This window comes from Staphylococcus sp. HMSC077D08 (genome assembly GCF_001837945.1).
Lineage (GTDB): Bacteria > Bacillota > Bacilli > Staphylococcales > Staphylococcaceae > Staphylococcus > Staphylococcus epidermidis.
Map to the genome: position 1 here is coordinate 1 of NZ_KV834779.1, position 24,249 is coordinate 24,249.

At 32.1% G+C, this 24,249-nt stretch carries 20 protein-coding genes; 8 read left to right on the plus strand and 12 right to left on the minus strand.

Annotated elements, in window-relative coordinates; all coding sequences use genetic code 11:
• Positions 1 to 65: 65 nt before the first annotated feature.
• Entirely contained in the window at positions 66 to 1,118 is a 1,053-nt protein-coding gene (locus tag HMPREF2663_RS07265; RefSeq protein ID WP_002447161.1) for a 2,3-butanediol dehydrogenase, read from the minus strand.
• Positions 1,119 to 1,607: 489 nt separating this feature from the next.
• On the opposite strand from HMPREF2663_RS07265, the gene HMPREF2663_RS07270 reads away from it, so the two are divergent.
• Genes HMPREF2663_RS07270 through HMPREF2663_RS07285 form a run of 4 tightly spaced genes read left to right on the plus strand, consistent with a single transcriptional unit; the run spans position 1,608 to position 5,158 of the window.
• Complete coding sequence (locus HMPREF2663_RS07270; protein WP_002447162.1) at positions 1,608 to 2,864, plus strand: betaine/proline/choline family ABC transporter ATP-binding protein; 1,257 nt, start codon at positions 1,608 to 1,610, stop codon at positions 2,862 to 2,864.
• A gap of 2 nt (positions 2,865 to 2,866) precedes the next feature.
• Positions 2,867 to 3,502: an ABC transporter permease gene (locus HMPREF2663_RS07275; protein WP_001831629.1), complete on the plus strand. Its 636-nt coding sequence runs from the start codon at positions 2,867 to 2,869 to the stop codon at positions 3,500 to 3,502.
• 16 nt (positions 3,503 to 3,518) lie between these two features.
• Positions 3,519 to 4,463 (plus strand): osmoprotectant ABC transporter substrate-binding protein, encoded by a 945-nt coding sequence (locus HMPREF2663_RS07280; protein WP_002458157.1) that lies wholly within the window; start codon positions 3,519 to 3,521, stop codon positions 4,461 to 4,463.
• Complete coding sequence (locus HMPREF2663_RS07285; protein ID WP_002447165.1) at positions 4,463 to 5,158, plus strand: ABC transporter permease; 696 nt, start codon at positions 4,463 to 4,465, stop codon at positions 5,156 to 5,158. Before HMPREF2663_RS07280 ends, HMPREF2663_RS07285 begins: the two co-directional genes overlap by 1 nt.
• 181 nt (positions 5,159 to 5,339) lie before the next feature.
• Here HMPREF2663_RS07285 and lrgB read toward each other — a convergent pair whose 3' ends face one another.
• The 4 genes from lrgB to HMPREF2663_RS07305 form a co-directional block, all read right to left on the minus strand.
• Complete coding sequence (lrgB, locus tag HMPREF2663_RS07290; RefSeq protein WP_001831408.1) at positions 5,340 to 6,041, minus strand: antiholin-like protein LrgB; 702 nt, start codon at positions 6,039 to 6,041, stop codon at positions 5,340 to 5,342.
• Between the two features lie 3 nt (positions 6,042 to 6,044).
• On the minus strand, positions 6,045 to 6,494 hold the full coding sequence (lrgA, locus tag HMPREF2663_RS07295) for an antiholin-like murein hydrolase modulator LrgA (RefSeq protein WP_176746331.1): 450 nt from the start codon (positions 6,492 to 6,494) through the stop codon (positions 6,045 to 6,047).
• A gap of 143 nt (positions 6,495 to 6,637) precedes the next feature.
• Complete coding sequence (locus HMPREF2663_RS07300) at positions 6,638 to 7,396, minus strand: response regulator transcription factor LytR (RefSeq protein ID WP_002447167.1); 759 nt, start codon at positions 7,394 to 7,396, stop codon at positions 6,638 to 6,640.
• Positions 7,377 to 9,152 carry a sensor histidine kinase gene (locus tag HMPREF2663_RS07305; protein ID WP_002475839.1) on the minus strand — a complete coding sequence of 592 codons (1,776 nt, stop codon included), beginning with the start codon at positions 9,150 to 9,152 and terminating at the stop codon, positions 7,377 to 7,379. The genes HMPREF2663_RS07300 and HMPREF2663_RS07305 overlap by 20 nt, the downstream gene beginning before the upstream one ends.
• Before the next feature lie 423 nt (positions 9,153 to 9,575).
• Here HMPREF2663_RS07305 and HMPREF2663_RS07310 point away from each other — a divergent pair, with 423 nt between their 5' ends.
• Positions 9,576 to 10,976, plus strand: a complete 1,401-nt coding sequence (locus HMPREF2663_RS07310; protein WP_002490590.1) for an MFS transporter — start codon at positions 9,576 to 9,578, stop codon at positions 10,974 to 10,976.
• Positions 10,977 to 11,394: 418 nt separating this feature from the next.
• Positions 11,395 to 12,327: a 2-dehydropantoate 2-reductase gene (locus tag HMPREF2663_RS07315; RefSeq protein ID WP_002490639.1), complete on the plus strand. Its 933-nt coding sequence runs from the start codon at positions 11,395 to 11,397 to the stop codon at positions 12,325 to 12,327.
• 125 nt (positions 12,328 to 12,452) lie between these two features.
• On the opposite strand, the gene yidC is transcribed toward HMPREF2663_RS07315, so the two are convergent.
• On the minus strand, positions 12,453 to 13,289 hold the full coding sequence (gene yidC, locus HMPREF2663_RS07320) for a membrane protein insertase YidC (protein WP_002447171.1): 837 nt from the start codon (positions 13,287 to 13,289) through the stop codon (positions 12,453 to 12,455).
• A gap of 140 nt (positions 13,290 to 13,429) precedes the next feature.
• Positions 13,430 to 14,965: a serine hydrolase domain-containing protein gene (locus tag HMPREF2663_RS07325; RefSeq protein ID WP_058703034.1), complete on the minus strand. Its 1,536-nt coding sequence runs from the start codon at positions 14,963 to 14,965 to the stop codon at positions 13,430 to 13,432.
• Between the two features lie 285 nt (positions 14,966 to 15,250).
• Between HMPREF2663_RS07325 and HMPREF2663_RS07330 the strand changes: the two genes are divergently transcribed.
• Entirely contained in the window at positions 15,251 to 17,080 is a 1,830-nt protein-coding gene (locus HMPREF2663_RS07330) for an APC family permease (RefSeq protein WP_070846104.1), read from the plus strand.
• A gap of 147 nt (positions 17,081 to 17,227) precedes the next feature.
• Here HMPREF2663_RS07330 and HMPREF2663_RS07335 read toward each other — a convergent pair whose 3' ends face one another.
• Entirely contained in the window at positions 17,228 to 18,604 is a 1,377-nt protein-coding gene (locus tag HMPREF2663_RS07335) for an amino acid permease (RefSeq protein ID WP_070846106.1), read from the minus strand.
• A gap of 317 nt (positions 18,605 to 18,921) precedes the next feature.
• Between HMPREF2663_RS07335 and HMPREF2663_RS07340 the strand changes: the two genes are divergently transcribed.
• Positions 18,922 to 19,731: a metallophosphoesterase gene (locus HMPREF2663_RS07340; protein WP_070846108.1), complete on the plus strand. Its 810-nt coding sequence runs from the start codon at positions 18,922 to 18,924 to the stop codon at positions 19,729 to 19,731.
• Between the two features lie 62 nt (positions 19,732 to 19,793).
• Here HMPREF2663_RS07340 and HMPREF2663_RS07345 read toward each other — a convergent pair whose 3' ends face one another.
• From HMPREF2663_RS07345 to HMPREF2663_RS07360, 4 genes are all read right to left on the minus strand, one after another.
• On the minus strand, positions 19,794 to 20,402 hold the full coding sequence (locus HMPREF2663_RS07345) for a C39 family peptidase (protein ID WP_002447176.1): 609 nt from the start codon (positions 20,400 to 20,402) through the stop codon (positions 19,794 to 19,796).
• Between the two features lie 306 nt (positions 20,403 to 20,708).
• Positions 20,709 to 21,908 carry a putative multidrug effflux MFS transporter TcaB gene (locus tag HMPREF2663_RS07350; RefSeq protein WP_070846110.1) on the minus strand — a complete coding sequence of 400 codons (1,200 nt, stop codon included), beginning with the start codon at positions 21,906 to 21,908 and terminating at the stop codon, positions 20,709 to 20,711.
• 257 nt (positions 21,909 to 22,165) lie between these two features.
• Positions 22,166 to 22,867: a membrane protein gene (locus HMPREF2663_RS07355; protein WP_002486765.1), complete on the minus strand. Its 702-nt coding sequence runs from the start codon at positions 22,865 to 22,867 to the stop codon at positions 22,166 to 22,168.
• A gap of 26 nt (positions 22,868 to 22,893) precedes the next feature.
• Complete coding sequence (locus HMPREF2663_RS07360) at positions 22,894 to 24,048, minus strand: glycerate kinase (protein ID WP_002496284.1); 1,155 nt, start codon at positions 24,046 to 24,048, stop codon at positions 22,894 to 22,896.
• Positions 24,049 to 24,249 lie beyond the last annotated feature (201 nt).

Sequence of the window (24,249 nt, forward strand, 5' to 3'; positions counted from 1 at the left end):
CTGGCTATTTTGCTAGGAATTATGTCCCAACCTTTCGTATAAAATGAACGATATTCTGTTTAGAATTATTTTTGGTCGCCATTTAAACGGACTAAAATTTTAGCTTGAGATTTATCGTTTACAAGTTGATTGAAGCCACTTTCAACAATATTCTCTAATTCAATTTGATCTGTTACGACATCTTTAACATTTAAGCTACCATTAGCGATTAAATCTATTGTTTGTTGGAATGTAGTTGGTGTATAAGCAATTGTAGTTGTTAATTTGACACCTTTATTCATTTGTAATAATGGATTGAATTCTACGGGATGACCGAAGATTGATACGATGACAGCAGTACCACGTGGACGTGTTACTTCAATAGATTGTTGTAAAGTAATACCTACACCAGCAACTTCAAATGACACATCTACACCGTTGTCAGTATGTTCATAAACTGTTTGTACTGGATCGACATTACCTGAGTTATACACGTGAGTCGCACCCACACTTTTAGCTTTCGCTAAACGTTCTTCTGATAAGTCAAAGACAAATATTTTACTTGCACCAGCAGCTTTTGCTGCAACAATAGTTAACAAACCAATTGGCCCAGCGCCAAATACCGCTACAGTATCACCGAATAATAATTCGCCTTCTTTAACTGCTTGGACAGCAACTGCTGTTGGTTCTACAAGAGCACCTTCTCGTGCTGAAACATTATCTGGTAGATGGTAAACATTTGTTTCAGGAGCATTGGTAAACTCGGCAAACGCACCATCAGAACCTAGTCCTATAAATGAATAACCATCATATAAGTCAACATTTTCCGGCTTTTCTCTTCTAGACACTGTTGGATTAACTACCACACGATCCCCTTTTTTAAAACGTGATACGTCTTTACCAACATTTTCTACGACACCAGAAAATTCATGACCTAGAGTCACAGGTGCAGTTTGACCAAGTAGTGGGTCCGGTTGATCAGTTGAAATAAAAATAGGTCCTTCTAAATATTCATGTAAATCTGTACCACAGATACCAGCCCAAGAGACTTTAACTTGAACTTCATTGTCTTTTATTACTTTGGGTTCGCGATCTTCAACGCGTACATCCTTTTGTCCATACCATACTGCTGCTTTCATAATAAAAACCCCTTAAATATAAATTTGACTGCAAAATATGAATATCAGTCTTTAATGTGATGTAATAATTCTTATTACATTTTGAGCATAATACTAAAATGCTCTGTTTTCAAGAGAACACCGACATATAATGTGATATTTTTCACAATATTATAAAAATTAAACTTTTAATTCGTAGATAGTGAATCATTTACATAAACAACCGTAGATTTCTTAATTTATAATTTTTTTAACATAGAAATAATTATAAAAATTCTGTGAAAAGTGTTTATTTTCAACTCATTGGGTATATATTAGTATCTGTCTCTGTTTTCATGTATAGCATATTAATGGTTAATGTTTAAGACTATTAATTTAACGTAAAAATATATAAGCAAAGGCCTTTGTCTTTTGTTTAACTTTAGTCATTATTTGTTTAACAATTGCATCAGAGGTCTTTTTTTAGGTCATGGAACAAGACATTCTTTATATAGGAAGGGGAAGACAATTATGTTAAGTATTAAAAACTTAACCAAGATTTATTCAGGGAATAAAAAAGCGGTAGATAATATTTCTTTGGATATTCAATCTGGTGAATTTATCGCTTTTATTGGGACGAGTGGTAGTGGTAAAACAACTGCACTACGCATGATTAATCGTATGATTGAGGCGACAGATGGCCAGATTATGATGAATGGAAAAGATGTCCGTAATATGAATCCTGTTGAATTGCGGAGAAGTATCGGTTATGTCATTCAACAAATTGGTTTGATGCCACATATGACTATTCGAGAAAATATTGTTTTAGTACCTAAACTTTTAAAATGGTCTAAAGAGAAGAAAGATGAAAAAGCTAAAGAACTTATTAAACTGGTAGATTTACCTGAAGAATATTTAGATCGTTATCCAGCTGAATTATCAGGAGGGCAACAACAACGAATTGGTGTTGTACGCGCTTTAGCAGCTGAACAAGATATTATATTAATGGATGAACCTTTCGGTGCATTAGACCCTATTACACGCGATACATTACAAGATTTAGTAAAGGAATTACAACAAAAATTAGGAAAAACATTTATTTTTGTCACTCATGATATGGATGAGGCCATCAAATTAGCAGACAAAATATGTATTATGTCTAAGGGAAAAGTCGTTCAATACGATACACCTGACAATATTTTACGATATCCAGCAAATGACTTTGTTAGAGATTTTATTGGGCAAAATCGCTTGATTCAGGATCGTCCTAATATGAAATCTGTAGAAAGTGCTATGATCAAACCCGTCACTGTTAAAGCAGATGATTCATTGAATGATGCTGTAGATATTATGAGAACACGTCGTGTAGATACTATTTTTGTAGTCAATAATCAAAATAAATTATTAGGATTTTTAGATATTGAAGATATCAATCAAGGATTACGTGCGCGTAAAGAATTAATTGATACCATGCAAAGGGATGTTTACAAAGTACATATCAATTCAAAATTACAAGACTCTGTGCGTACAATTCTAAAACGTAATGTTAGAAATGTACCTGTCGTCGATAATGATGAACATCTCATTGGTCTAATTACGCGTGCAAACTTAGTCGATATTGTGTATGACTCAATTTGGGGCGAAGAAGATTCTGATAGTCATGAGAGCCCAATTGAAAGCTCAGATGAAAATAATCATGATTTACCGCAAAATCAAACTGATGCACGAACAAACGTAAATGAAGATGTGAATGATTATCATGATGCCCAACATAGAGGTGAGGATTAATAATGAAAGCATTCTTACAAGAATACGGTAGCCAACTTTTATCGAAAGCGGTAGAACATTTTTATATTTCTATGTTTGCATTATTGTTAGCGATTGTAGTAGCTGTCCCTTTAGGTATTTTATTATCAAAAACGCAACGCACTGCTAATGTGGTATTAACAGTTGCTGGCGTGCTTCAAACCATTCCTACTTTGGCTGTGCTAGCCATCATGATTCCAATATTTGGAGTAGGAAAAACACCAGCTATTGTTGCATTATTTATCTATGTATTATTACCAATTTTAAATAATACAGTATTAGGTGTTAAAAATATCGATAAAAATGTTATTCAAGCTGGTCAAAGTATGGGAATGACTAAATTTCAATTAATGAAAGATGTTGAGATGCCTTTAGCTTTACCACTTATTATTAGTGGTATTCGTCTATCAAGTGTATACGTCATTAGTTGGGCAACACTCGCAAGTTATGTAGGTGCGGGTGGACTTGGGGATCTTGTATTTAATGGATTAAATCTCTATCAACCACCTATGATTATTAGTGCAGCGATTGTTGTTACTTTATTAGCATTAGTTATTGACTTTATACTTTCATTAGTTGAAAAATGGGTTGTACCTAAAGGATTAAAAGTATCTAGATAAATGGGAGGAATTGACATTGAAGAAGTATTTTAACTATACACTGATTCTGGTTGCATTATCTCTCATCGTGTTATCTGGATGCAGTTTACCAGGCTTAGGTGATGGAAATGCAAAAGATGATGTGAAAATTACAACGACTGAAACAAGTGAAACTAAGATTATAGGTCATATGGAAAAATTATTAATTGAACATGAAACTGATGGAAAAATCAAACCGACGTTGATTGGGAACCTAGGTTCTAGCATTATTCAACATAATGCGTTACAACGAGGAGATGCAAATATGTCAGCTGTACGATACACAGGTACTGAATTGACGAGTGTATTAGCAGCTAAACCTACTAAAGATCCTGAAAAAGCCATGTCTGAAACACAACGCTTATTTAAAAAGAAATATGATGAAAAGTTTTATCATTCACTTGGGTTTGCGAATACATACGCATTCATGGTGACAAAAGAAACGGCTAAAAAGTATCACTTAGAAAAAGTATCAGATTTAGAGAAATATAAAGATGAACTACGTCTTGGAATGGATACCCAATGGATGAACCGTGCAGGTGATGGATATCCAGCTTTTGTTAAAGATTATGGATTTAAATTTGATAGTGCGCGTCCAATGCAAATTGGTTTAGTATATGATGCATTAAAAAATAATAAATTAGATGTAGCAGTTGGGTATTCAACAGATGGACGTATTGCAGCTTATGATTTGAAAATATTGGAAGATGATCGTAAATTCTTCCCGCCTTATGACGGTAGTCCACTTGCAAATGAACAATTAATAAAGGATAATCCAGAAATCGATAAGGCACTAAAAAAATTAGAAGGTAAAATCTCAACAGAAGAAATGCAGAAGTTAAATTATGAAGCGGATGGAAAAGGTAAGGAACCTGCAGTGATAGCTGAAGAATATTTAAAGAAACATCATTACTTTGAAGAAAAGAAAGGTGGTCATAAGTAATGAAAGGTAATTTGTTACATTCAATCATCGAATATTACTCACTGAACTGGGCCTTTCTTCTAGAACTGTTCTTCAAACATCTATTAATGTCGGTATATGGTGTGTTGTTTGCTTGTATAATTGGAATTCCTATTGGTATTTTCATAGCTAAGTATAGACGTTTATCGTGGCCGGTGATTACAATTGCAAATATTATACAAACTGTTCCAGCAATCGCTATGTTGGCCATACTTATGTTGGCTATGGGATTAGGACCAACAACTGTTGTTGTAACTGTATTCCTGTATTCGTTATTACCTATTATTAAAAATACTTATACTGGTATTGTAGAAGTTGATGAAAATATTAAAGATGCTGGTAAAGGTATGGGAATGACGGGGAATCAAATATTAAGAATGATAGAGTTACCATTATCTTTATCTGTTATTATTGGTGGTGTTAGAATAGCACTTGTTGTTGCTATCGGAATAGTAGCGATTGGGTCATTTATCGGTGCTCCAACACTAGGTGATATTATTATTCGTGGTACAAATTCAACAGATGGAACAACATTCATCTTAGCAGGTGCCATACCAATTGCTTTAATAGCAATTATTATAGATATAGGATTACGTTATCTAGAAAAACGTTTAGATCCTACTCGTAAAAACAAAAAAGATTCAATGCAAAAACATCAAGTACAAAAATTACGTTAATAGATATCAATAAACTTAATTAATATAAAAAGCATAGACAGTGACTGAAACAGAGATTATTTTAGTCAACAGTTGCTTATACATTAACAATGCCAGGAACACAAAATCATGTTCCTGGCATTGTTTGTTTAATATATTAAGTTTTCAGGGGTATTTTAGATATATTTATAGTTTTGGGTAATTATAATAAGATTGGAGCAAGGATAGGAACTACTGCTACTACAATAACGCCAACGATGACAACGGCAATACTTCCCATTGATTCTTCAGTCTCACCCAATTCTTTAGCTGCCGCGACACCTAAAGTGTGTCCACTTGTCCCTAGTGCAAGTCCTCTGGCAATAGGGTTAGATATTTTAAATAATTTAACTATTTTAGCACCTAAAGCAGAAATGACAACTGCATTTAAAATAACTGCGAGTGAGGTTAATTCTTTGACACCACCGATACCGTCAGATACAGGTAATGCAATTGCTGTCGTTGCAGCTTGGGGTAGCATAGATGCTATAATTTGATTGCCAAATTGGAATGTTATTGCAACAAGATAAATTAATAACAAGGCAATAATTGTACCAACAGCTATACCACCAAATATTTGTAACCAATATCTTTTTAATACTTCGCGCTTGCGATATAAAGGAATCGCAAAGCATATTGTAGCTGGTTCTAGAAAGAAATTAATAATGTCGCCACCGATTTTATAATTCTCATAACTAATTCCTGTCAATTTCAAAAAAGCAATACCTGCAACCATACTTACGAATAAAGGTGCTAGTAAAAAGAAACCATTCGTTTTTTTATAAAAATAAGTCGCTATGACAAATGGTATTAATGATACTAATATCCCAAAATAAGGTGTATTGATTCCTAAATGTTCAATCATTGATTACCCTCCTATGTGACTTGTTTCTTCATTTTTCTCTTTAGAAGGGAAAAGTGATTTCGTCACTAATAATTGTGACGCAAAGCCAGTACAAATTAATAATAAAAGTGTTGAAATAATAATAAGTAAAATAATTAAAATAGGGCTTTGCTTAAGGATTGGTAAAGAGTTAATGACTGAAATACCAGCTGGTACGAATAGGAATCCAATATTATTGGTTAATGCAGTTCCCACAGTCTCAACTTGACCTAATTTCACAATGCCTGTACACAATGCGATAAATAATAGTACGAGTCCAATGACTGAAGCTGGCATTGGTATAGGCATAAATGATTCAATAATTTTTGATATAAGTAAAATCACTGCAATCGTTAATACTTGTTGAAAAATACTGTATTTCATTGACTTCTTGTTATCAACCGCTTTGTTTTTAACGAGATGCGTTTGTTCCAAAATAACCATTCCCTTCTGTTTTCTTCATGGTTATATTATAGAATGAAAGCGTTTACTATATGTGGTTTCATAGCTCACTTACAAATATTTTAGGGTGAGATGCACCATTTTAAAGGTGAAACTCATAAAGCATGATTTAAATTTTATTGAAGACCGAGTTGTTGTTTAAAAGTCTTCATATAAGAACGACTAACTTGATATTTAAATTCATGAGTTAACGTCAGCTGATATGTATAATTAAACCAATGTTCTATTGTTTGGATATGTTCTTTATTAACGATAGTAGCGCGATGTATTTTAATAAATAGTGAGGAAGGTAGTTTTTTCTCGTAATGATTAAGTGTTTCGGTCGTTTCATAACTTTGTTTTGTTGTATCTATCGTAGTAATCCCATTATTAACAGATAATGCGATAATGTCTGTGAAATTTAAGATGTGAATACGTTCATCCACTTCAATTGGTAGTACATGTGTTTGAGCGTGCTCATCATCACTATAATCAATATATTTAGGTGTGATAGTTTTATCTTTGTTTTTTGATTTATCTTTAGCCATGCCAACTTTATTTACAGCTTGATTAATACGATCTTTTTCAAAAGGTTTTAGTATATAATCGGTTGCATTTAATTCAAAAGCTTTGACTGCGAATTTCTCGTGAGCGGTTGCAAAGATAATATGTGGTGATTGCTTCATTTTATTAATTTTTTGAGCTAAATCAATACCACTTTCATCCATTAAATTTATATCTAAGAATATTAAGTCAAATGTGTTGTAGAGTAACTTCTCCAATGTTTCTTCTATGTTTTCTGCTTCTTCAATTTCATCTATAGCATCATTAAGATTTAAAAGATATTGTAATTCATTTCTTGCAAGTGGCTCATCATCAACGATTAACGCTTTCATTAAAGTGTTCCTCCTTAGAAGATTTATACGGAATTAAACAACTTACAGTCGTGCCTGATTGAGAAGATTGAATGTTTAGTGCCGATGTTGTTCCAAATAGTCCAGTAAGTCTTTTATTAAGATTGACTAAGGCATTACCAGTACCAGTGGTAGACGTCACTGTCGTATATCCAATGATATCTAATTGATCAGCTGGTATGCCTTGCCCATTATCTTGAACAGATATACTTAAGTAGTCTTGTTTCATGCTAACATTCACATCAATATGATTATTCACTTTACGATTTTTAAATGCATGTTTAATAGAATTTTCCACTAATATTTGAATTATAAAAGGTGGGATAAGCGCATCTTGACACTGATCATCAATTCGATAATGTATGTTAAATCTATTTGGATAACGTGCTTGCTCTAAGGATAAATATGCTGCTACTTGTTGTAATTCCTTTTGTAAAGTAATTGTATTATTACGTGCACCATTAAGATTAGAGCGGAAGAACTGACTGAGTTGAATCAGTAAACGTCGTGCTTTTTCACTATCAATTCGTACTAGTGCTGATATAGTGTTAATAGCATTAAAAAAGAAATGTGGATTGACTTGTGCTTGTAATGATTTAATTTCAGCGTCTTTCAACAATTGTCCCTGCATTTCAGCTTGGCCTAGTTCTAGCTGTGAAGAAAATATATTAGCGAGGCCTTTTGCGAGTTGTTGGTCTGAAGTTGAAATAATATTGTTATCAGTGAAGTAAAATTTTAAAGTCCCTGCGATTTCGTTATGTATATAAAGAGGGACGACAATGGCTCCTTCAAGAGGGCAATTAGGATGGTGACATCCAATTCCTTCTCTCGTATGAGCGACTTTTAATTTTCCTGATTGAATCACTTCTTTAGATAAATCTGTAATAATCTCTTTACGTGCTACGTGATGGTCACTGCCTGCACCAATATGTGTTAAAATATCTTTTTTATTTGTAATAGCTACCGCCGACACTTGCATTAATTTTAAAATAATTTCAGCAGCTTGTTGGGCTGATTTTTCATTAAGTCCAGATCGAAAGTAAGGTAGTGTTTCATTAGCGAGTTGTAATACATCATGCGTTTGGACTGCACGCATTTGTTCTTCTTGCTTGATGGTCGACAAAATGATGGTTAAAAATATGGCTGTACCCAAACCATTAATGATAATCATCGGTAGTGCTATAAAACTGACTAATGTAATTGCGTGATGTAAGTTATTTGTAAATAATAATATACAGCTCATTTGAATAATTTCAGTTATTGCACCGATAATAGCACCTTTTTTAATGGACGGATATGTATTTTGTTTTATTGTTTGATGACCGAAGTAACCAGATATGATAGCGATAACTATGGATGAAATGAGATAGGTATATGCGTCAGCCCCGCCAATATATAAACGACATAATCCTGAAATAATCCCTACAATTATAGCTACCCACGGTCCACCTATTAGACCAGAAACACCAATAGTTAATACACGGGTATTGGCCATTGAGGCATCTTTGCTCAAGTGATAATAAATATCACCAGATACGATATGGCCATTTTCTATTTCAATTCCTGTAAAATTAGAAATCATAGAGAATATACCAAAAATAATGATTAGTTGGAATTTTGAACGCCATTTGTCACGTTCGCTCATCATTGTTTTAAAATGATTAATATTCATGAGTATATATGCGAGTAAAATAATTAATCCCACGCGCTCAAGTAATAAAATAAATAAATTAAGCATAACGTCAATCCTCATTTAGTTTTAATATCCCAAAAAAGAAATATATTTTTATTAAAAATAAAAGCACTTACATTGGCTTGTTTCATATATTTATAGTTTATATGAAAACACGTTTAAATCAATTATAGTATGGAAAATTGAAACTAGATAGTGTAGAATAAGTTTCTATATTCACAAATTTTCTAAAAATTACAAGAAATTAAAAAAGAAACATATCTAGGATGAATGAATATTAAAATGATAAACGATTTAGTCATATATTTATTTCAGTTAAAAAGTTGTTCTAAATATGATAAAGTTTCTTAATGTAAAAATGATATTAGAAGAAAGCAAATAAAAGATTTGTAAAATAAGAAATGGATATTGTAATTAAATAAGTCTTATTTAGAGATTTCTAATTAATTGTGAAGGAGTAAGTGATAGATGAATACATCACAAAAGTTTAGGGGAGATAATCGCTTATTATTAGGGATTATTTTAGGGGTTATTACATTTTGGTTATTTGCACAATCACTTGTAAATCTAGTCGTGCCATTACAATCATCATACAATAGTGATATTGGCACCATTAATATAGCAGTTAGCTTATCGGCACTATTTTCTGGTTTGTTTATTGTAGGTGCAGGAGATATTGCAGATAAAATTGGTAGAGTAAAAATGACATACATAGGCTTAGCACTTAATATTGTTGGGTCAGTTTTAATCATTATTACACCATTACCAAGTTTATTGATTATTGGACGTGCTATTCAAGGATTGTCAGCGGCGTGTATAATGCCAGCGACACTCGCAATCATTAATGAATATTATATTGGGACAGCACGACAACGTGCATTAAGCTACTGGTCCATTGGTTCATGGGGAGGTAGTGGTGTTTGTACTTTGTTTGGTGGTTTAATGGCAACTAACCTTGGATGGCGCTCAATCTTTATTGTTTCAATTATTCTGACAATATTATCCATGTTTCTCATTAAACATACTCCCGAAACAAAAGCAGAGCCTATAGGAGATCAACCGACAGAGAAAAAGAAATTTGATGTTATTGGTTTAATCATCTTAGTGGTTAGCATGTTAAGTATTAATGTGATAATAACTCAAACCTCTCAATTTGGTTTGTTCTCACCATTTATTTTGGGACTTATTGCAATTTTTGTTATATCGTTAATTATATTCGTGATTTACGAAAATAAAATCAAACAACCACTTGTCGATTTTGATATCTTTAAAAACAAAGGTTATACAGGTGCAACGATTTCAAACTTTATGTTGAATGGTGTAGCTGGTGGTACATTGATTGTAGTAAATACTTTTTATCAGCAAAAATTAGATTTTAACTCTCAGGAAACTGGATATATCTCACTTACATATCTAGTTGCAGTATTAATTATGATACGTGTGGGTGAAATGATATTACAATCGCTAGGACCTAAAAGACCTTTGTTACTCGGAAGTGCCTTGACCGTCATAGGATTAATATTATTATCTTTGACGTTTTTACCTAATGCTTGGTATATAGCGTCAAGTGTCGTTGGTTATTTATTATTTGGTACCGGTTTAGGTATTTATGCAACACCATCCACGGATACAGCTGTTGCACAAGCACCAGATGATAAAGTAGGCGTCGCATCCGGTGTATATAAGATGGCATCATCTTTAGGAAATGCATTTGGTGTGGCCATCTCAAGTACAGTTTACAGCGTACTTGCAGCTCAACTGAATCTGACTTTAGGTGGTTTTACTGGAGTAATGTTTAATGCGCTTATAGCATTATTAGCATTCCTATCTATTTTGTTCTTAATACCGAAAAAACAATCTAATGTATAAGAATATAGTCATCAACTTTTAAATTCATCTTTAATATTGAAATGGAAAAATATGAATTTGTGTCTGGGACATCACTGGTGTCTCAGACATTTTTCTATATTGACATCGAGAACTCAGTAAAAATAAAGGTATGAAGAAGTCTATAAATTCTAATTCTTGTTAAAGAGAAAAGAGATAATCCAGTCAATATGAAACTATTTCTACTCATATTTTAAAAACGCAACTGAAATTGAATAATAAATTAACAAAGAAACGATTTACTGTGCTAATAAAATGTTGAGTAAGCAATGTACGTTTGAGAAGATAATACTTATTCTTAATTAACAGAAAATTCTTACAAAATAACCGTATTATATTGACTGGTATGTAGTAAAGTAGTATTTTAAAAACAATATAGAATTGTAAGGAGATGGAATATATGAAAATAGCAATTGCAGGTTCTGGCGCATTAGGTAGTGGATTTGGTGCTAAGTTGTTTCAACATGATTATGACGTCACTTTAATTGATAATTGGGAACCTCAAGTTACTACAATACAACAGGACGGTCTACATATCGATATTAATGGTGAAGCACATCATTTCAAGTTACCTATGTATAGACTAACGGAAATTCCTAAAGACACGTCCTATGATATTGTTTTTCTATTTCCTAAATCTATGCAATTAGAAGAAGTGCTTAGTCATATTCAACCCCATCTTCATGATAATACGATTGTTGTGTGCACTATGAATGGTTTGAAACATGAACGTCTTATACAACAATATGTTTCTATAGATAGAATTGTACGTGGAGTAACAACGTGGACTGCCGGTATTGATCAACCTGGCCACACGCACTTAATGGGGCAAGGTCCTGTTGAAATTGGGTGTCTCGTGCCCGAGGGAAAAGAAAGCGTAGATATCATTGTTAATCTGCTACAAAATGCAGAATTAAAAGGTGTAAAAAGTGAACATTTACATCAATCAATTTGGAAAAAAATATGTGTTAATGGTACAGCTAATTCTTTATGTACTATACTTGAATGTAATTTGGCAGCACTGAATAATAGTGATGACGCTAAAAATTTGATCTATAAAATTACACAAGAAATTGTTCATGTTGCAACAGTTGATGATGTTCATCTTAATGTTGATGAGATTTTTGATTACTTAATTGCTTTAAATGATAAAGTAGGCCCACACTATCCTTCTATGTACCAAGACTTAATTAAAGATAATCGAACAACTGAAATAGATTATATTAATGGAGCAGTTAGTAAATTAGGGAAAGAGAATCATATTGCTACACCTGTAAATGATTTTGTAACAAATCTTGTACATGCTAAAGAAAATCAACGTGGTGCACAATGATAAAATAATATATGGATCGTTTGAGTTACAAGCTCTTTTTAAATTATTAACATGGCATATTTAATAGTGGAGAACGAAAAGCACGCTATAAACAATTTTTACAAGATTGTTTATAGCGTGCTGTTTTATGACTCTTCAGTTAATAACTCACTATTGTCTTTATGATGCTCAAATTTTTGTTTGAGTTTTTTAGCTTCATGTAGTGCCACTTTCTTATAGTGAGAGTGGGCAAAATGCATTTGCACAATTAGAAAAGCAGCGCTTATACTCCAATATAAGCCCAAAGCTGCAGCAGAATGTAGAGATGCATATGTTATGAATATCGGTGAAAACACCATCATAAAATAATAAGTTTTTCTTTGATCTTTTGGATAATGGATTGAGTTTACAAGTGGTTGAACAAAATACATGATTGCTGCGATTATTGTCATAATCAAATCAGGTTGCGTTAAATCAAACCATAAGAAGTGTGGGTATTCAGTAATTCCGTGACTCGAAGGGTACTTCAAACTCATATAAAGACCCATTAATATAGGCATTTGTATAAGAACAGGAAGACAGCCTAACATATTTTTTAAAGGATTAATCCCATACGATTGATACTTTTTCAAAAGCAATTGATTGGCTGCATTGCGTTCTTCTTGTGATGTTGCGTGTTTCATTTTATCTCTTATAGCATCCAATTCTGGTTGGACGACTTTTGTTTTTTCGCGCATCATATGCATATTCTTAACTTGTATTAACATGAAAGGTAATAGGATGAAACGAACTATGAGTACAATAGATATAATAGCAAAGCCATAGTTATCCTGAAAAACTCTGCCAAGAAAATGAAGAAATTCATCCATAGATTTTACAAAAACGTTATAAAATATACCAGTTTGGTTCTCTTCTTTAGAATAATCGCATCCAGCTAGTAAAATGATAAAACCTAATAAAGTGATGAAAAGTCGTTTATGCATAGTGATACTTCCTTTTGTTAATAATTATATTAATTTTATGATAAATGATGTTCAAGTTCATCAAAATAGTATAATATTGCATGATTTAAAAATAACAAAGTCATTCTTAGGTGTGTATCGCATGTCTTAAATGTGGCTTTTTAATGCTTAGGTGTTGTTTTATGTTTTTTATTTTCATCAGAATGGTAAGTTATACTTAATAAAGATAACCAAATTAGTAACATGGTTATGGCTAGATATACACTTACAATTAAATATTTCGAATGTAAAGGTAACCATGATAAAACAAACCCCCAAGTTGCATCTCCTAATATTATCAAAGGAAGTAGGTAAAAAAGAATATTTATTGCTACAAATCCCAACAAAATGATGCTGAACATGATTGAAGTTCGTAAACATTTACGGATGAAGATGTGACCATCACGTAATTTTAAGATTTTACTAAAAACTAAGATACTAAATATGACCATGAATATATCGGCCAGTGTGGAAATGATAAGTTGCATATTTTTCGTTTGGTTCACTTTTTCTTCTATGGTTGTGTAATGACGATTATTCATAATTTGAGTATTTAAATGTTCCGCTAGACGAGTCACTTGACTTGAATTTGTATTCGCTAATACGACAATGCCATAAGATTTACGAATATTTAATAAAATTTGTGACGAGAAATTATCTAAAACGCCGGTATGTAATACGAGATGGTCATCAGTATTTATAAACCATCCTGAACCGTAGCTATCTGCGTTAGGCTCACTATTTAATGAGTTAGATAATACCTGATGCGATTGACGAATTAACTGGGCTTGTGATTTTGAAGTAGGGTGGATCTGTAGTTGGACCCACTTTGCTAAATCACTTGTACTTGACATCATATATGCTGCAGGCGTATCACCGATGTTAAACTCTGGTTGTGCAACTTTATTTTCATTATCTTCCCATATGTAACCTAATGCTTCGTTATTAGCTTTCGTATTATTTACTTTAAAAGTGGTATGTTTCATTTTTAAAGGGGCTAAAACATGCTTTTGGATGTATGATGTATAGGATTGATGGGTAACATTTTGAATAATAAGACCTAAAATATCATAATTCATATTCGAATATTCAAAAGTTTCTCCAGGTGCATGGTTCAGAAGTTTTCCTTTTGCAAAATTAACGATATTTTCAATACTATCGTACTGTTTAGAATAACGATTTTCTTCAGTGATATCTCCAGGTATACCACTAGTTTGAGCTAATAGCTGTTCAATAGTAATATCAATTTTTTTGTCTTCATACTTCATTTTAAATCCAGGTATAAATGTACTTACTTTGTCATTTAAATTTATTTTTCCTTCTTGAACTAATTGTAGAATTGCATAACCTGTAAAAGCTTTAGTATTGGATGCAATTTCAAATTGAGTATGTGGGTTTACCTTTGCTTTTTTTTCAATATTGGCATAACCATATCCTTTATTTAAAAAGATTTTATTGTCTTTGATGATTAATATTGCTAGTCCGGGGATATCTCCTTTCTTCATTGCTGTCTCAACCATTTTATCAATATGTTTTTGAGAAGCATGTGTCAATATCGTCTCATTCTTACTATGTGTAATTTCTCGTGTTGTAATTGAAATTATAGATAAAATGGTCATCAAAAAAATGACAACAATGACAAACAGTTTTATCTTCATTAAGCATCCTCTACTTTAAATTTAAAAATTTATTGCCTGCGTTATGGCAACAATAAGTGAATTTATTATAACAGTTTTGGTGTATAAAGTTACAGATAACGAATAGATATTGGGTTAGCTATATCTTAATCAAGTAGTCTTCTTAGTGAAAAACAATAAATTTTAAAGTGTAATAAAACACTAATAGAGTAAATGTAATGATTAAAGATATGTGAAGTAGCTATACAATTTTGTTTTATGGGAGTATAGTTTTATCCATCAAAATGAGTTAAAGAGGTAGGAGTCATGTTCATTCAATTTAAAAGACTTTTGATTGGTAGACCTAAAAGAAACAGAGACTTAAAAAACGAGAAAATTTCAAAATTTAAAGGATTAGCTATCCTATCATCCGATGCGTTGTCATCAGTTGCATATGGTCCTGAACAGATATTAATTACATTATCGGTGATAGGAGCTGTAGCATCTTGGTATACGTTGCCTATTGCTGGAGCAGTTCTAATATTATTAACAGCTTTAATTTTATCTTATAGACAAATTATTTATGCTTATCCAAAAGGTGGGGGAGCGTATATTGTTTCTAAAACAAATCTTGGTGAGAAATGGGGATTGTTAGCTGGAGGGTCTTTATTAGTCGACTATATATTAACGGTGGCAGTGAGTATTTCTTCAGGAGCAGATGCTTTTGTTGCCGCATTTCCTCACTTATATCATTTTAAAGTGCTTATTGCATGCTTATTAGTACTCTTTATTTTAATGATGAATTTAAGAGGTTTGACTGAATCAGCAACTGTATTATCATATCCAGTCTACTTATTTATTATAGGTTTAATTGTTTTGATAGCTGTTGGAACATTTCGCGTAGCTACTGGACAAATCGCACCACATATCCATTCCACTATAGGGAGTACTGTGCCAGGTGTTACGTTATTTTTACTTTTAAAAGCATTCTCATCTGGAGCATCATCACTTACAGGTGTAGAGGCAATATCCAATGCAGTAACAAATTTTAAAAATCCAGCACCTAAGAATGCAGTCAAAACTTTAGTCACTATGGGTACAATTTTAGCAGTGTTACTAGTAGGTATTGTTGTACTCTCATATATATATGGAATTATGCCTCAAACTGAAACGACCGTGCTTTCACAACTTGCGTCCCAAATATTTGGTGAAAATGTAGCGTTTTATTTTATACAAGCTACTACAGTTATGATTTTGGTATTGGCTGCTAATACTGGTTTTACAGCATTTCCTATGCTTGCTGCATCAATGTCTAAGGACAAATATATGCCACGTATGTTTACTGTTCGTGGTGATCGTCTCGGTTATTCAAACTCGATTATTATATTAGGTGTATTAGCCATCATTTTAATTATTCTATTTGAAGGAATGACAGAGAACCTCATTCCATTATATGCAGTAGGTGTTTTTATTCCATTTACGCTTGCTCAGTTTGGTATGGTTTTAAAATGGCTTCGAGAACGTCCTGAACGATGGGGAATAAAGCTTGTTATCAATTTAATTGGTGGTACGATTACGTTTATCGTATTCATGATTTTACTTATTACCAAACTGAATCAAGTATGGCCAATTCTTTTATTTTTACCTTTTGTTGTATTTATTTTTATTAGAATTCATGTACATTATGAGAATATAGCATGTGAATTACGATCTGAAATTGATATACATGACATTCCTGTTGTAGATCGCAATTTAGCGATTGTACCAATTCAAAGTATTACAACTGTAGTTGATAAATCTATTTATTATGCTAAATTATTAGCTAATGATGATGTTATTGCAGTACATGTGACATTTGGTGATGAGGATGAGCAAGCTTTTATGACTAAGTGGAAAAAACATTTTCCTGATGTAAGACTTGTGATTTTACATTCAGAGTATAGAAGTATTATTCGTCCGATTTCACGATTTATAGATAAAATTCGTAAAAAAGCGAATGATAAAAATTATTTAATTACAGTAGTCGTTCCAGAATTTATCCCTAAAAAGGCTTGGCAGCACTTGTTGCACAATCAAACGAGTTTACGTTTGAAATTGCATCTAATTTATCAAAAAAACGTTACTTTGTGTACTATTCCATTCAAATTAATGAAATAAAAAAAGGACCAAATACACTTGATTAAAGTGAAATTTTGGTCCTTATTATAATGAGTACATTCGCTTTGAGATCATATATATTTTGCAAATCTTGATGATTAATATTGTAAAGTCATAGGTTATAATTAAGTTTAATCACATATTACATTAATGTTGCTGTCTTTTGGCTAAAGATTCAGCATTGTTCTTGTATTTCTTATAATAAAAGAATAAGAAGATAAACCATAACGGTGAAATAAAAATTGCTACTCTAGTATCTTTGCTAAAGAATAGTAGAATAAAGATAAATAAGAAAAAAGATAACACAATATAGGCAATAATCTTTCCGCCCCATAATTTAAATGCACTTGATCGATGTTGTTCGGGATTCTTCTTTACGTATGCGATGTAAGAGACGATAATCATTCCCCATACTACAAGGAATAGAACAGTAGATAACGTCGTTACATAAATAAATAATTTAATAGCATCTGGGAAAACAAAATTTAATAAAGCGGCGATTAACAATGTTATTGAAGATACGAACATTGAGAGATAAGGCACACCATTAGAATTAGTTTTTGTTAATGCTTTAGGACCTAAACCTTGTTTCGCTAAACCAAATAAAATTCGACTATTAGAATATATTCCGCTGTTCGTTGCAGATGCTGCTGCAGTTAAAACAACAAAATTAACTATGCCTGCAGCAAAGGGCACACCAATTAGTGTGAATAATTTAACAAACGGACTACTATCAGGATCAACTTTAAACCATGGAATGACAGACATGATTACAAGTAAACCACCTATATAAAATAATAAAATTCGTATTGGAACGTTATTTATTGCTTTAGGAATTGTTTTTTCTGGATTTTTGGTTTCACCAGCTGTGACGCCTATAAGTTCTATACCTATAAATGAATATACAGCAATTTGGAAGGACATTAAAAATCCAGCTACGCCATGTGGAAACATACCGCCATGATGTATTAAATTACCAAAAGAAGCGTGTCCATATTCTGTTTTAAATGATAAAAAAATCAGAACTAAACCTACAATAACCATCGTAATAATTGTAACGACTTTAATTATAGAAAACCAAAATTCAAGTTCTCCAAATAATCTGGCACCAAGCAAATTAAACGATATAAGTATGAGTACAATAAATAGCACTGTCAACCAGTGTGGGACTTGTGGGTACCAATAAGCAAAATATTGTCCCATCGCAGTGAGATCCGACATGCTAGAGACAATCCAACAAACCCAATAGGTCCACCCAATTACAAATCCACCAAACGGACCAAGGTATTCATTTGCAATATCTACGAATGAATTAAATTTAGAGTTACTTAATAATAATTCACCAAGAGCTCTCATAAAAGCAAATAACACTATACCTATCAACATGTAAGTAAAGAGTAATGAAGGTCCGGTTAGAGAAATTGTCTGTCCTGAACCTAAAAATAAACCAGTTCCTATAGCACCACCAATAGCAATTAATTGAATATGCCTATTATTCAATTCTCTTTGTAGCTGTTTTGCCATCAACTTCCTCCTTAAGGATACGTATATGAAAGCGTTTACTTAAAGCTTATCTTATCCAACATATTTAAAAAAATCAAGAATTTTCAGAAATATAAGTGGATATATGTATTAATATGGTATCTTAAATTAATAGTTATAACCTTGTAATAAAAAATTATGAAATACAATGAAAGAAAAGTTTATATTAAAAATTATGCTTAATTATAGACATTATTTTACAAATAGCAAGTATAATGATAATTAATCACATGAATTAACTTTCATTTATCTCTATGTAATAATGTAAGTTATTATAAAGAGAAATGAGGATTGAGAAGATGAAAATAGGTACTATTTCTGACCTACACATTGACCGTCATCCACACTTAAATCCTGAAATATATTTAGAAAAGCTTTGTCAGGTGATTAAACAAAGGTCTATTGAGTTACTTATCATAGCAGGGGATATATCTAATGACTATCGGATAAGTTACAAATTTATTCAAAGCATTCAAGAAATAAGTGGGATACCTACTTATTTTGTTCCTGGGAACCATGATTTGTGGTCTGACCAAGTAGATAAAACTTCAACAGAAATACTATCATTCTTTCGTTCAAAAAAGGAATGCTTAATAGGCAATCCAATCATTATTAATGATCAATATGCAATTGTAGGCCATGTCGGTTGGTATGATTATAGCTATGCAGATAATCGTTTTTCTCAGCAAAAAATAGCAAGTGGTAAACATTATGGTGCAACTTGGCAAGATAAAGTAAGAACAGATTGGTCATTATCAGACCCGCAACTATCCCTCTTAGCTGCTCAAGAGGTTGAAAAAGACATTAACAATGTAAGTCCACGTCAAATTATACTAGTTACGCACGTTGTAACACATCCTCAATTCGTAGTACCAACGCCTCATCGTATTTTTGACTTTTTTAATGCATTTATTGGTACTCATGATTTTGATACTATTTATAAAAATTATCCTATTCGATTTAGTGTAATGGGGCATGTTCATTTTAGAAAAAAACTTGTTGAAAACAACATAATATATATATGTCCGTGCTTAGGATATCAAAGACAATGGATGACAGACGATATAACATATGAAATAAATCATGCTTTAGTCGATTTTGATATTTAGTATCAACTTATTTAATAAAGCCTCTAGAAACTGAAATTAAACAGTCTCTAGAGACTTTATTATTAATTATCGATATATATGCATTTTCTTCCTGGTGCATTATAACTATTTTCCAAAGTGCGTTTTTTAATTTTGATGATTTGTTTAGAGTTAGGAATAATAGATGGGAAAATAACAAATTTTGTTAAACGACTCCATAACGGATCAATATAATAATAATAGTCATCATCGTACCCTATTAATAAAGTGACGTGAATATTTGAGACTAGTTTTGTTGGTTGATTGTCGAAATGAAATACACGTCGAAGCGGTTTAGAACCTAAACTAGTATGATAAATGATGACCGGCTGACCTTTGTCGATAAATTTTTCAAGTTGATTTAATGATGTACCTGTACCATCTACAATTCGAGAATCATATTGTTTAAGAAATGGCGCAAAAGCATCAGGAAATATTGTTTGATGATGACCAAATTTAACTAACAAAGGATGACCAACATAGCCTTTATAGGGATTGGTCGGATGTTTAGGCCAGTGACTCATTATTTGTGTTGCTTTAATATCGTAATGATTAAATTGTAATAGCATCGCTGCGGATACTCCCTCACACCCCATAACAAAAGGGATAGGGAATAGCTGACTTATAGGCTTTACTGGTAAAATTATCTTCATAAAATGTATCCTCTAATAACTTTGATAAAACATATTATATAACGTGCGATTTATTTAGTATACAAAATTGATTTAGACAAACTTGAAATGAGCGTTTTCATCAGATATTCAGAGTAGAAAGGGATGAATTAGTATTAAAATTGTCAAGTGAATGAAAATTGAAATAAAAATAGGAACGTTCATTAAAACACTACTAAACGTAAATTTAGAATTACAAGTCTATGGGTACTATTAAAATAGAAAATAGGAGTGGCACTTAATTATACTACATTGTCATTTCACTCCTATATTTTGATTTACGAATAACTATGTTTTTTTCATAAATAATTTGAAATATATAATTTGTAATGCGATAAGTAAAACAGCTGTCGCGCTAATAATAATTAGATACGGAGACATATCATGTTGACCGTTCAAACCAACTAGGGGAGAAATGAGGCCTCCTAAAATAAATTGGAATAGGCCAAGTAAACTTGAAGCATTGCCACTTCCACCTGTGCGTTCAGCCATTGCCATAGAAAAACAAAGTGGTGCTATAGAAGTGACTGGACATATATTAATAAAAAAGCCAATAAGTAAAACATACAATGGAAGATGTAATGTTAAAGTAAATATTAAAATTACAACACCTAACATTTGAATGATTGTTAAATATATGAGCATCGTATATCGGCTTATCTTTTCTACTATAATAGCAGTTATCTGACTAACGACTATCAAACCAACTCCATTAATAGCAAACATTGTACTATATTGAAGTGGTGTCATATGATACATCTTTTGTGAAATAAAAGGTGCGGCTGACGAATAACTGAATAACATGACATAAGTTAATCCTTGCAATAGCATCGGAATAACGAAGGTGGGTCTTGTTAATAACAGACCAAAATCTTTAAATATTGCTTTAAATTTTAACTGAGATTGTTCTTGATGGAGCCCAACTGGCATCTTTAATAAGATGCCTAAGATGACTATTAAGGCAATGATTGTTAAAAATATAAAAATCATTCTCCAACTTGCAATAGATAAAGCAAGGCCACCTAACAGTGGAGCAATAATGGTGATTATACCATTTATGACCATAAGAGAAGTTAAAAATTTTGCTAATTCGTCTCCGTCATAATTATCTCCAATAGAAGCTTTGGCTATGACGATTGCACCACCTCCTGCTAAACCTTGAATTAAACGGATAATTAAAAATATTGTTAAATGAACTGTAAACACTGATAATAATGAGGCTATTAAATATCCAATCAATAAAATGAGTGCCATTTTTTTACGACCTAATACATCTGATAGTGGCCCAAATACAAATTGACCAATAGCTAAACCTATCATAGCAAAGGATAATGTAAGTTGTATTTCTGAAATTGATGAACCAAACGCATGCTGAACTTTAGGTAAAGATGGTCCGTACATATCAATAGTCAAAGGACCAAATGCAGTCATAACGCCAAGTATAACGATTAATATTTTAGATAAGTGTTTGGAACTTGTAGTCATCATCATTATCCTCCTAGAAAAGTTATAGCATCTATTATATACGTTTTACATAAAAAAGTAATCAGCATACACAAATAAAAAAGCAGAGTATTATCCAATAAGCATTGATAGTTTTGTCAACGTAATATTGGTCAAAGAAAAAATTGGTAAATAAACGTCATTCAATCACCGACTGTCTTCGATAAAAAAGAACCCGAGACAAGTATCTATGTCCCAGATTCTTAAGGTTTTGTAGATATTTAGTTTGAAGTGTCATGCCTTTAGTTTCCTGAATTTGATCCATTCAATATATTTTCTAGTTTAGCTTTAATACTATCAAATTTTGTATTGATGTCTTCAAGCATGTTGTTAACTTTACTTTGATTTTCGTTATTAAGTTGCGCGTTATTTGCATTTTTCAGTTTATCGATTTGGTTTTGATAAAATTTTGTGAATTTAGAATCCGCATTGGTTTCTTCATTTTGTTTTAATTGATCAATTTGATTTTGTAGTTTATCAATTTGGGATTGGGTGTCCTTTTTATTTTTAATATCGCTTTTGGCTGAATCAACTTGTCGATTAATATCGTCGTTTTGATTTTCAACTTCTTTTTTATAGTTTTGTGAAACGTTAGGGTCATTACTTACTTTATCATTATTATGATTGATAATTGCACGTGTGATAAAGATAGCTACTATAATGAGTAAAATGACTATGATTGCAATCAGCCATTTTTTAGTTTTGCTTGATTTTTCATTTTCTTCTTCTAATTGTTGCTCACGTCGATAGTCTCTTCCATTGTAATAACGTTCAGGATGATTTTCATACTCTCTATCATTTTTACTTTGTGTTGCACGATTTGAATTTGCTCTCTGTTGCGACTCTTGATGTTGTCGATACATATCTTCTTCTGAACGTTTACGATGATTTTGATATTGGTCATCATATTTGTATGAATCTCTATATTTATCTGTTCGTTTCATATTGTCACCTCATTTAATAATTATGCTCAATCATTTTTTATTTTTAATTGTAAAAGTCGTGCGATATTTGCTGTTGTATGTTTAATATGAAGTTCGGCTTCTTTCAAAGCTTCGTCAATGTGGCATGGACGTTCCATGATACTAAACACGCTATCGATACCGTGGTGATAAATTGCTTCGTAATCTTTTCCTAAACTACCACAAATAGCAATGACGGGTATATCATATGATTTTGCAACTTTGGCTACGCCAATAGGTGTTTTGCCATAGATTGTTTGTTTATCCATTTTACCTTCGCCAGTAATAACTAAATTCGCATCTTTTATTCTTTGTTTAAATTGAGTCTCTTCAAGAACTACATCAATTCCAGGACGTAATTCAGCGTTTAGAAACGCAATTAATGCTGTTCCCATACCTCCTGCAGCACCAGCGCCTGGGATATCTTTTACATTCACATTTAATTCTCTTTCAATTTTATCATGATAGTGACGTAATGCTGAATCCAACTTTGGTATCATCTTTTGCTGAGCGCCTTTTTGTGGACCATAAACTATTGTTGCTCCATTATCTCCTAATAATGGATTAGTTACATCACAGGCTACTTTAATATTCACATCTTTCAATCGTGGGTTTATACGAGTAATATCAATGTATTCTATCTGAGATAGGGCTAAACCTCCATCGCGAATTTCTTGATTGTTTTTATCTTTAAAAGAGACACCTAAAGCCTTTAACATTCCTACACCGCCATCATTCGTGGCACTTCCTCCTATTCCTAAAATAATTTTATTAACACCGTGATTAAGTGCATCATTAATGAGTTGGCCGGTACCGTACGAAGTTGTAATAGATGGATTTCTTTCATCTTTACTCAATAATGCTAGTCCTGAAGCAGCTGCCATTTCAATGATTGCTGTACGGTGTTCATCGCTTCTCGCATAACTTGCCATGATATTTCTATTAAGTGGATCTTTTACTTCTACACAATAAGAGGTAGCATTTAAGGCTTCTTTCAATACTTCGGTAGTTCCTTCGCCACCATCAGCCATAGGAATAATGTCATATATTGTACTAGAATCGAACACCTCTTGGAATCCTTCTTTAATAGCAAAAGCAGCTTCCTTCGCTGACATACTTTCTTTAAAAGAATCAGGTGCAATGATAACTTTATATGGTGACATTTATATCACTTCCTAAACAATTGGTTTATATTTATTCTATCCAAAAATGAAATTAAACTAAAGAAATCTTGATAATTAAAATGGAAATCATACGTGAATTGTATAATAATAAGAATATAAAATTGGTGATGAGCAATATGTATATATTAATATGATTATAGCTTCAATAAATGCCTATATATTTTGAGCAGATAACTGAAT

What these genes read in the sequence shown, in the direction of transcription:
- HMPREF2663_RS07315 (WP_002490639.1), top strand. Translation starts at nt 11,395, where the DNA reads ATGAAAATAGCAATTGCAGGTTCTGGCGCATTAGGTAGTGGATTTGGT.
- HMPREF2663_RS07330 (WP_070846104.1), top strand. Translation starts at nt 15,251, where the DNA reads ATGTTCATTCAATTTAAAAGACTTTTGATTGGTAGACCTAAAAGAAAC.
- HMPREF2663_RS07305 (WP_002475839.1), bottom strand. Translation starts at nt 9,152, where the DNA reads ATGCTTAATTTATTTATTTTATTACTTGAGCGCGTGGGATTAATTATT.
- HMPREF2663_RS07335 (WP_070846106.1), bottom strand. Translation starts at nt 18,604, where the DNA reads ATGGCAAAACAGCTACAAAGAGAATTGAATAATAGGCATATTCAATTA.
- HMPREF2663_RS07360 (WP_002496284.1), bottom strand. Translation starts at nt 24,048, where the DNA reads ATGTCACCATATAAAGTTATCATTGCACCTGATTCTTTTAAAGAAAGT.
- HMPREF2663_RS07345 (WP_002447176.1), bottom strand. Translation starts at nt 20,402, where the DNA reads ATGAAGATAATTTTACCAGTAAAGCCTATAAGTCAGCTATTCCCTATC.
- HMPREF2663_RS07355 (WP_002486765.1), bottom strand. Translation starts at nt 22,867, where the DNA reads ATGAAACGAACAGATAAATATAGAGATTCATACAAATATGATGACCAA.
- HMPREF2663_RS07340 (WP_070846108.1), top strand. Translation starts at nt 18,922, where the DNA reads ATGAAAATAGGTACTATTTCTGACCTACACATTGACCGTCATCCACAC.
- HMPREF2663_RS07275 (WP_001831629.1), top strand. Translation starts at nt 2,867, where the DNA reads ATGAAAGCATTCTTACAAGAATACGGTAGCCAACTTTTATCGAAAGCG.
- HMPREF2663_RS07270 (WP_002447162.1), top strand. Translation starts at nt 1,608, where the DNA reads ATGTTAAGTATTAAAAACTTAACCAAGATTTATTCAGGGAATAAAAAA.
- HMPREF2663_RS07300 (WP_002447167.1), bottom strand. Translation starts at nt 7,396, where the DNA reads ATGAAAGCGTTAATCGTTGATGATGAGCCACTTGCAAGAAATGAATTA.
- HMPREF2663_RS07285 (WP_002447165.1), top strand. Translation starts at nt 4,463, where the DNA reads ATGAAAGGTAATTTGTTACATTCAATCATCGAATATTACTCACTGAAC.
- HMPREF2663_RS07325 (WP_058703034.1), bottom strand. Translation starts at nt 14,965, where the DNA reads ATGAAGATAAAACTGTTTGTCATTGTTGTCATTTTTTTGATGACCATT.
- HMPREF2663_RS07265 (WP_002447161.1), bottom strand. Translation starts at nt 1,118, where the DNA reads ATGAAAGCAGCAGTATGGTATGGACAAAAGGATGTACGCGTTGAAGAT.
- yidC (WP_002447171.1), bottom strand. Translation starts at nt 13,289, where the DNA reads ATGCATAAACGACTTTTCATCACTTTATTAGGTTTTATCATTTTACTA.
- HMPREF2663_RS07350 (WP_070846110.1), bottom strand. Translation starts at nt 21,908, where the DNA reads ATGATGACTACAAGTTCCAAACACTTATCTAAAATATTAATCGTTATA.
- lrgB (WP_001831408.1), bottom strand. Translation starts at nt 6,041, where the DNA reads ATGATTGAACATTTAGGAATCAATACACCTTATTTTGGGATATTAGTA.
- HMPREF2663_RS07310 (WP_002490590.1), top strand. Translation starts at nt 9,576, where the DNA reads ATGAATACATCACAAAAGTTTAGGGGAGATAATCGCTTATTATTAGGG.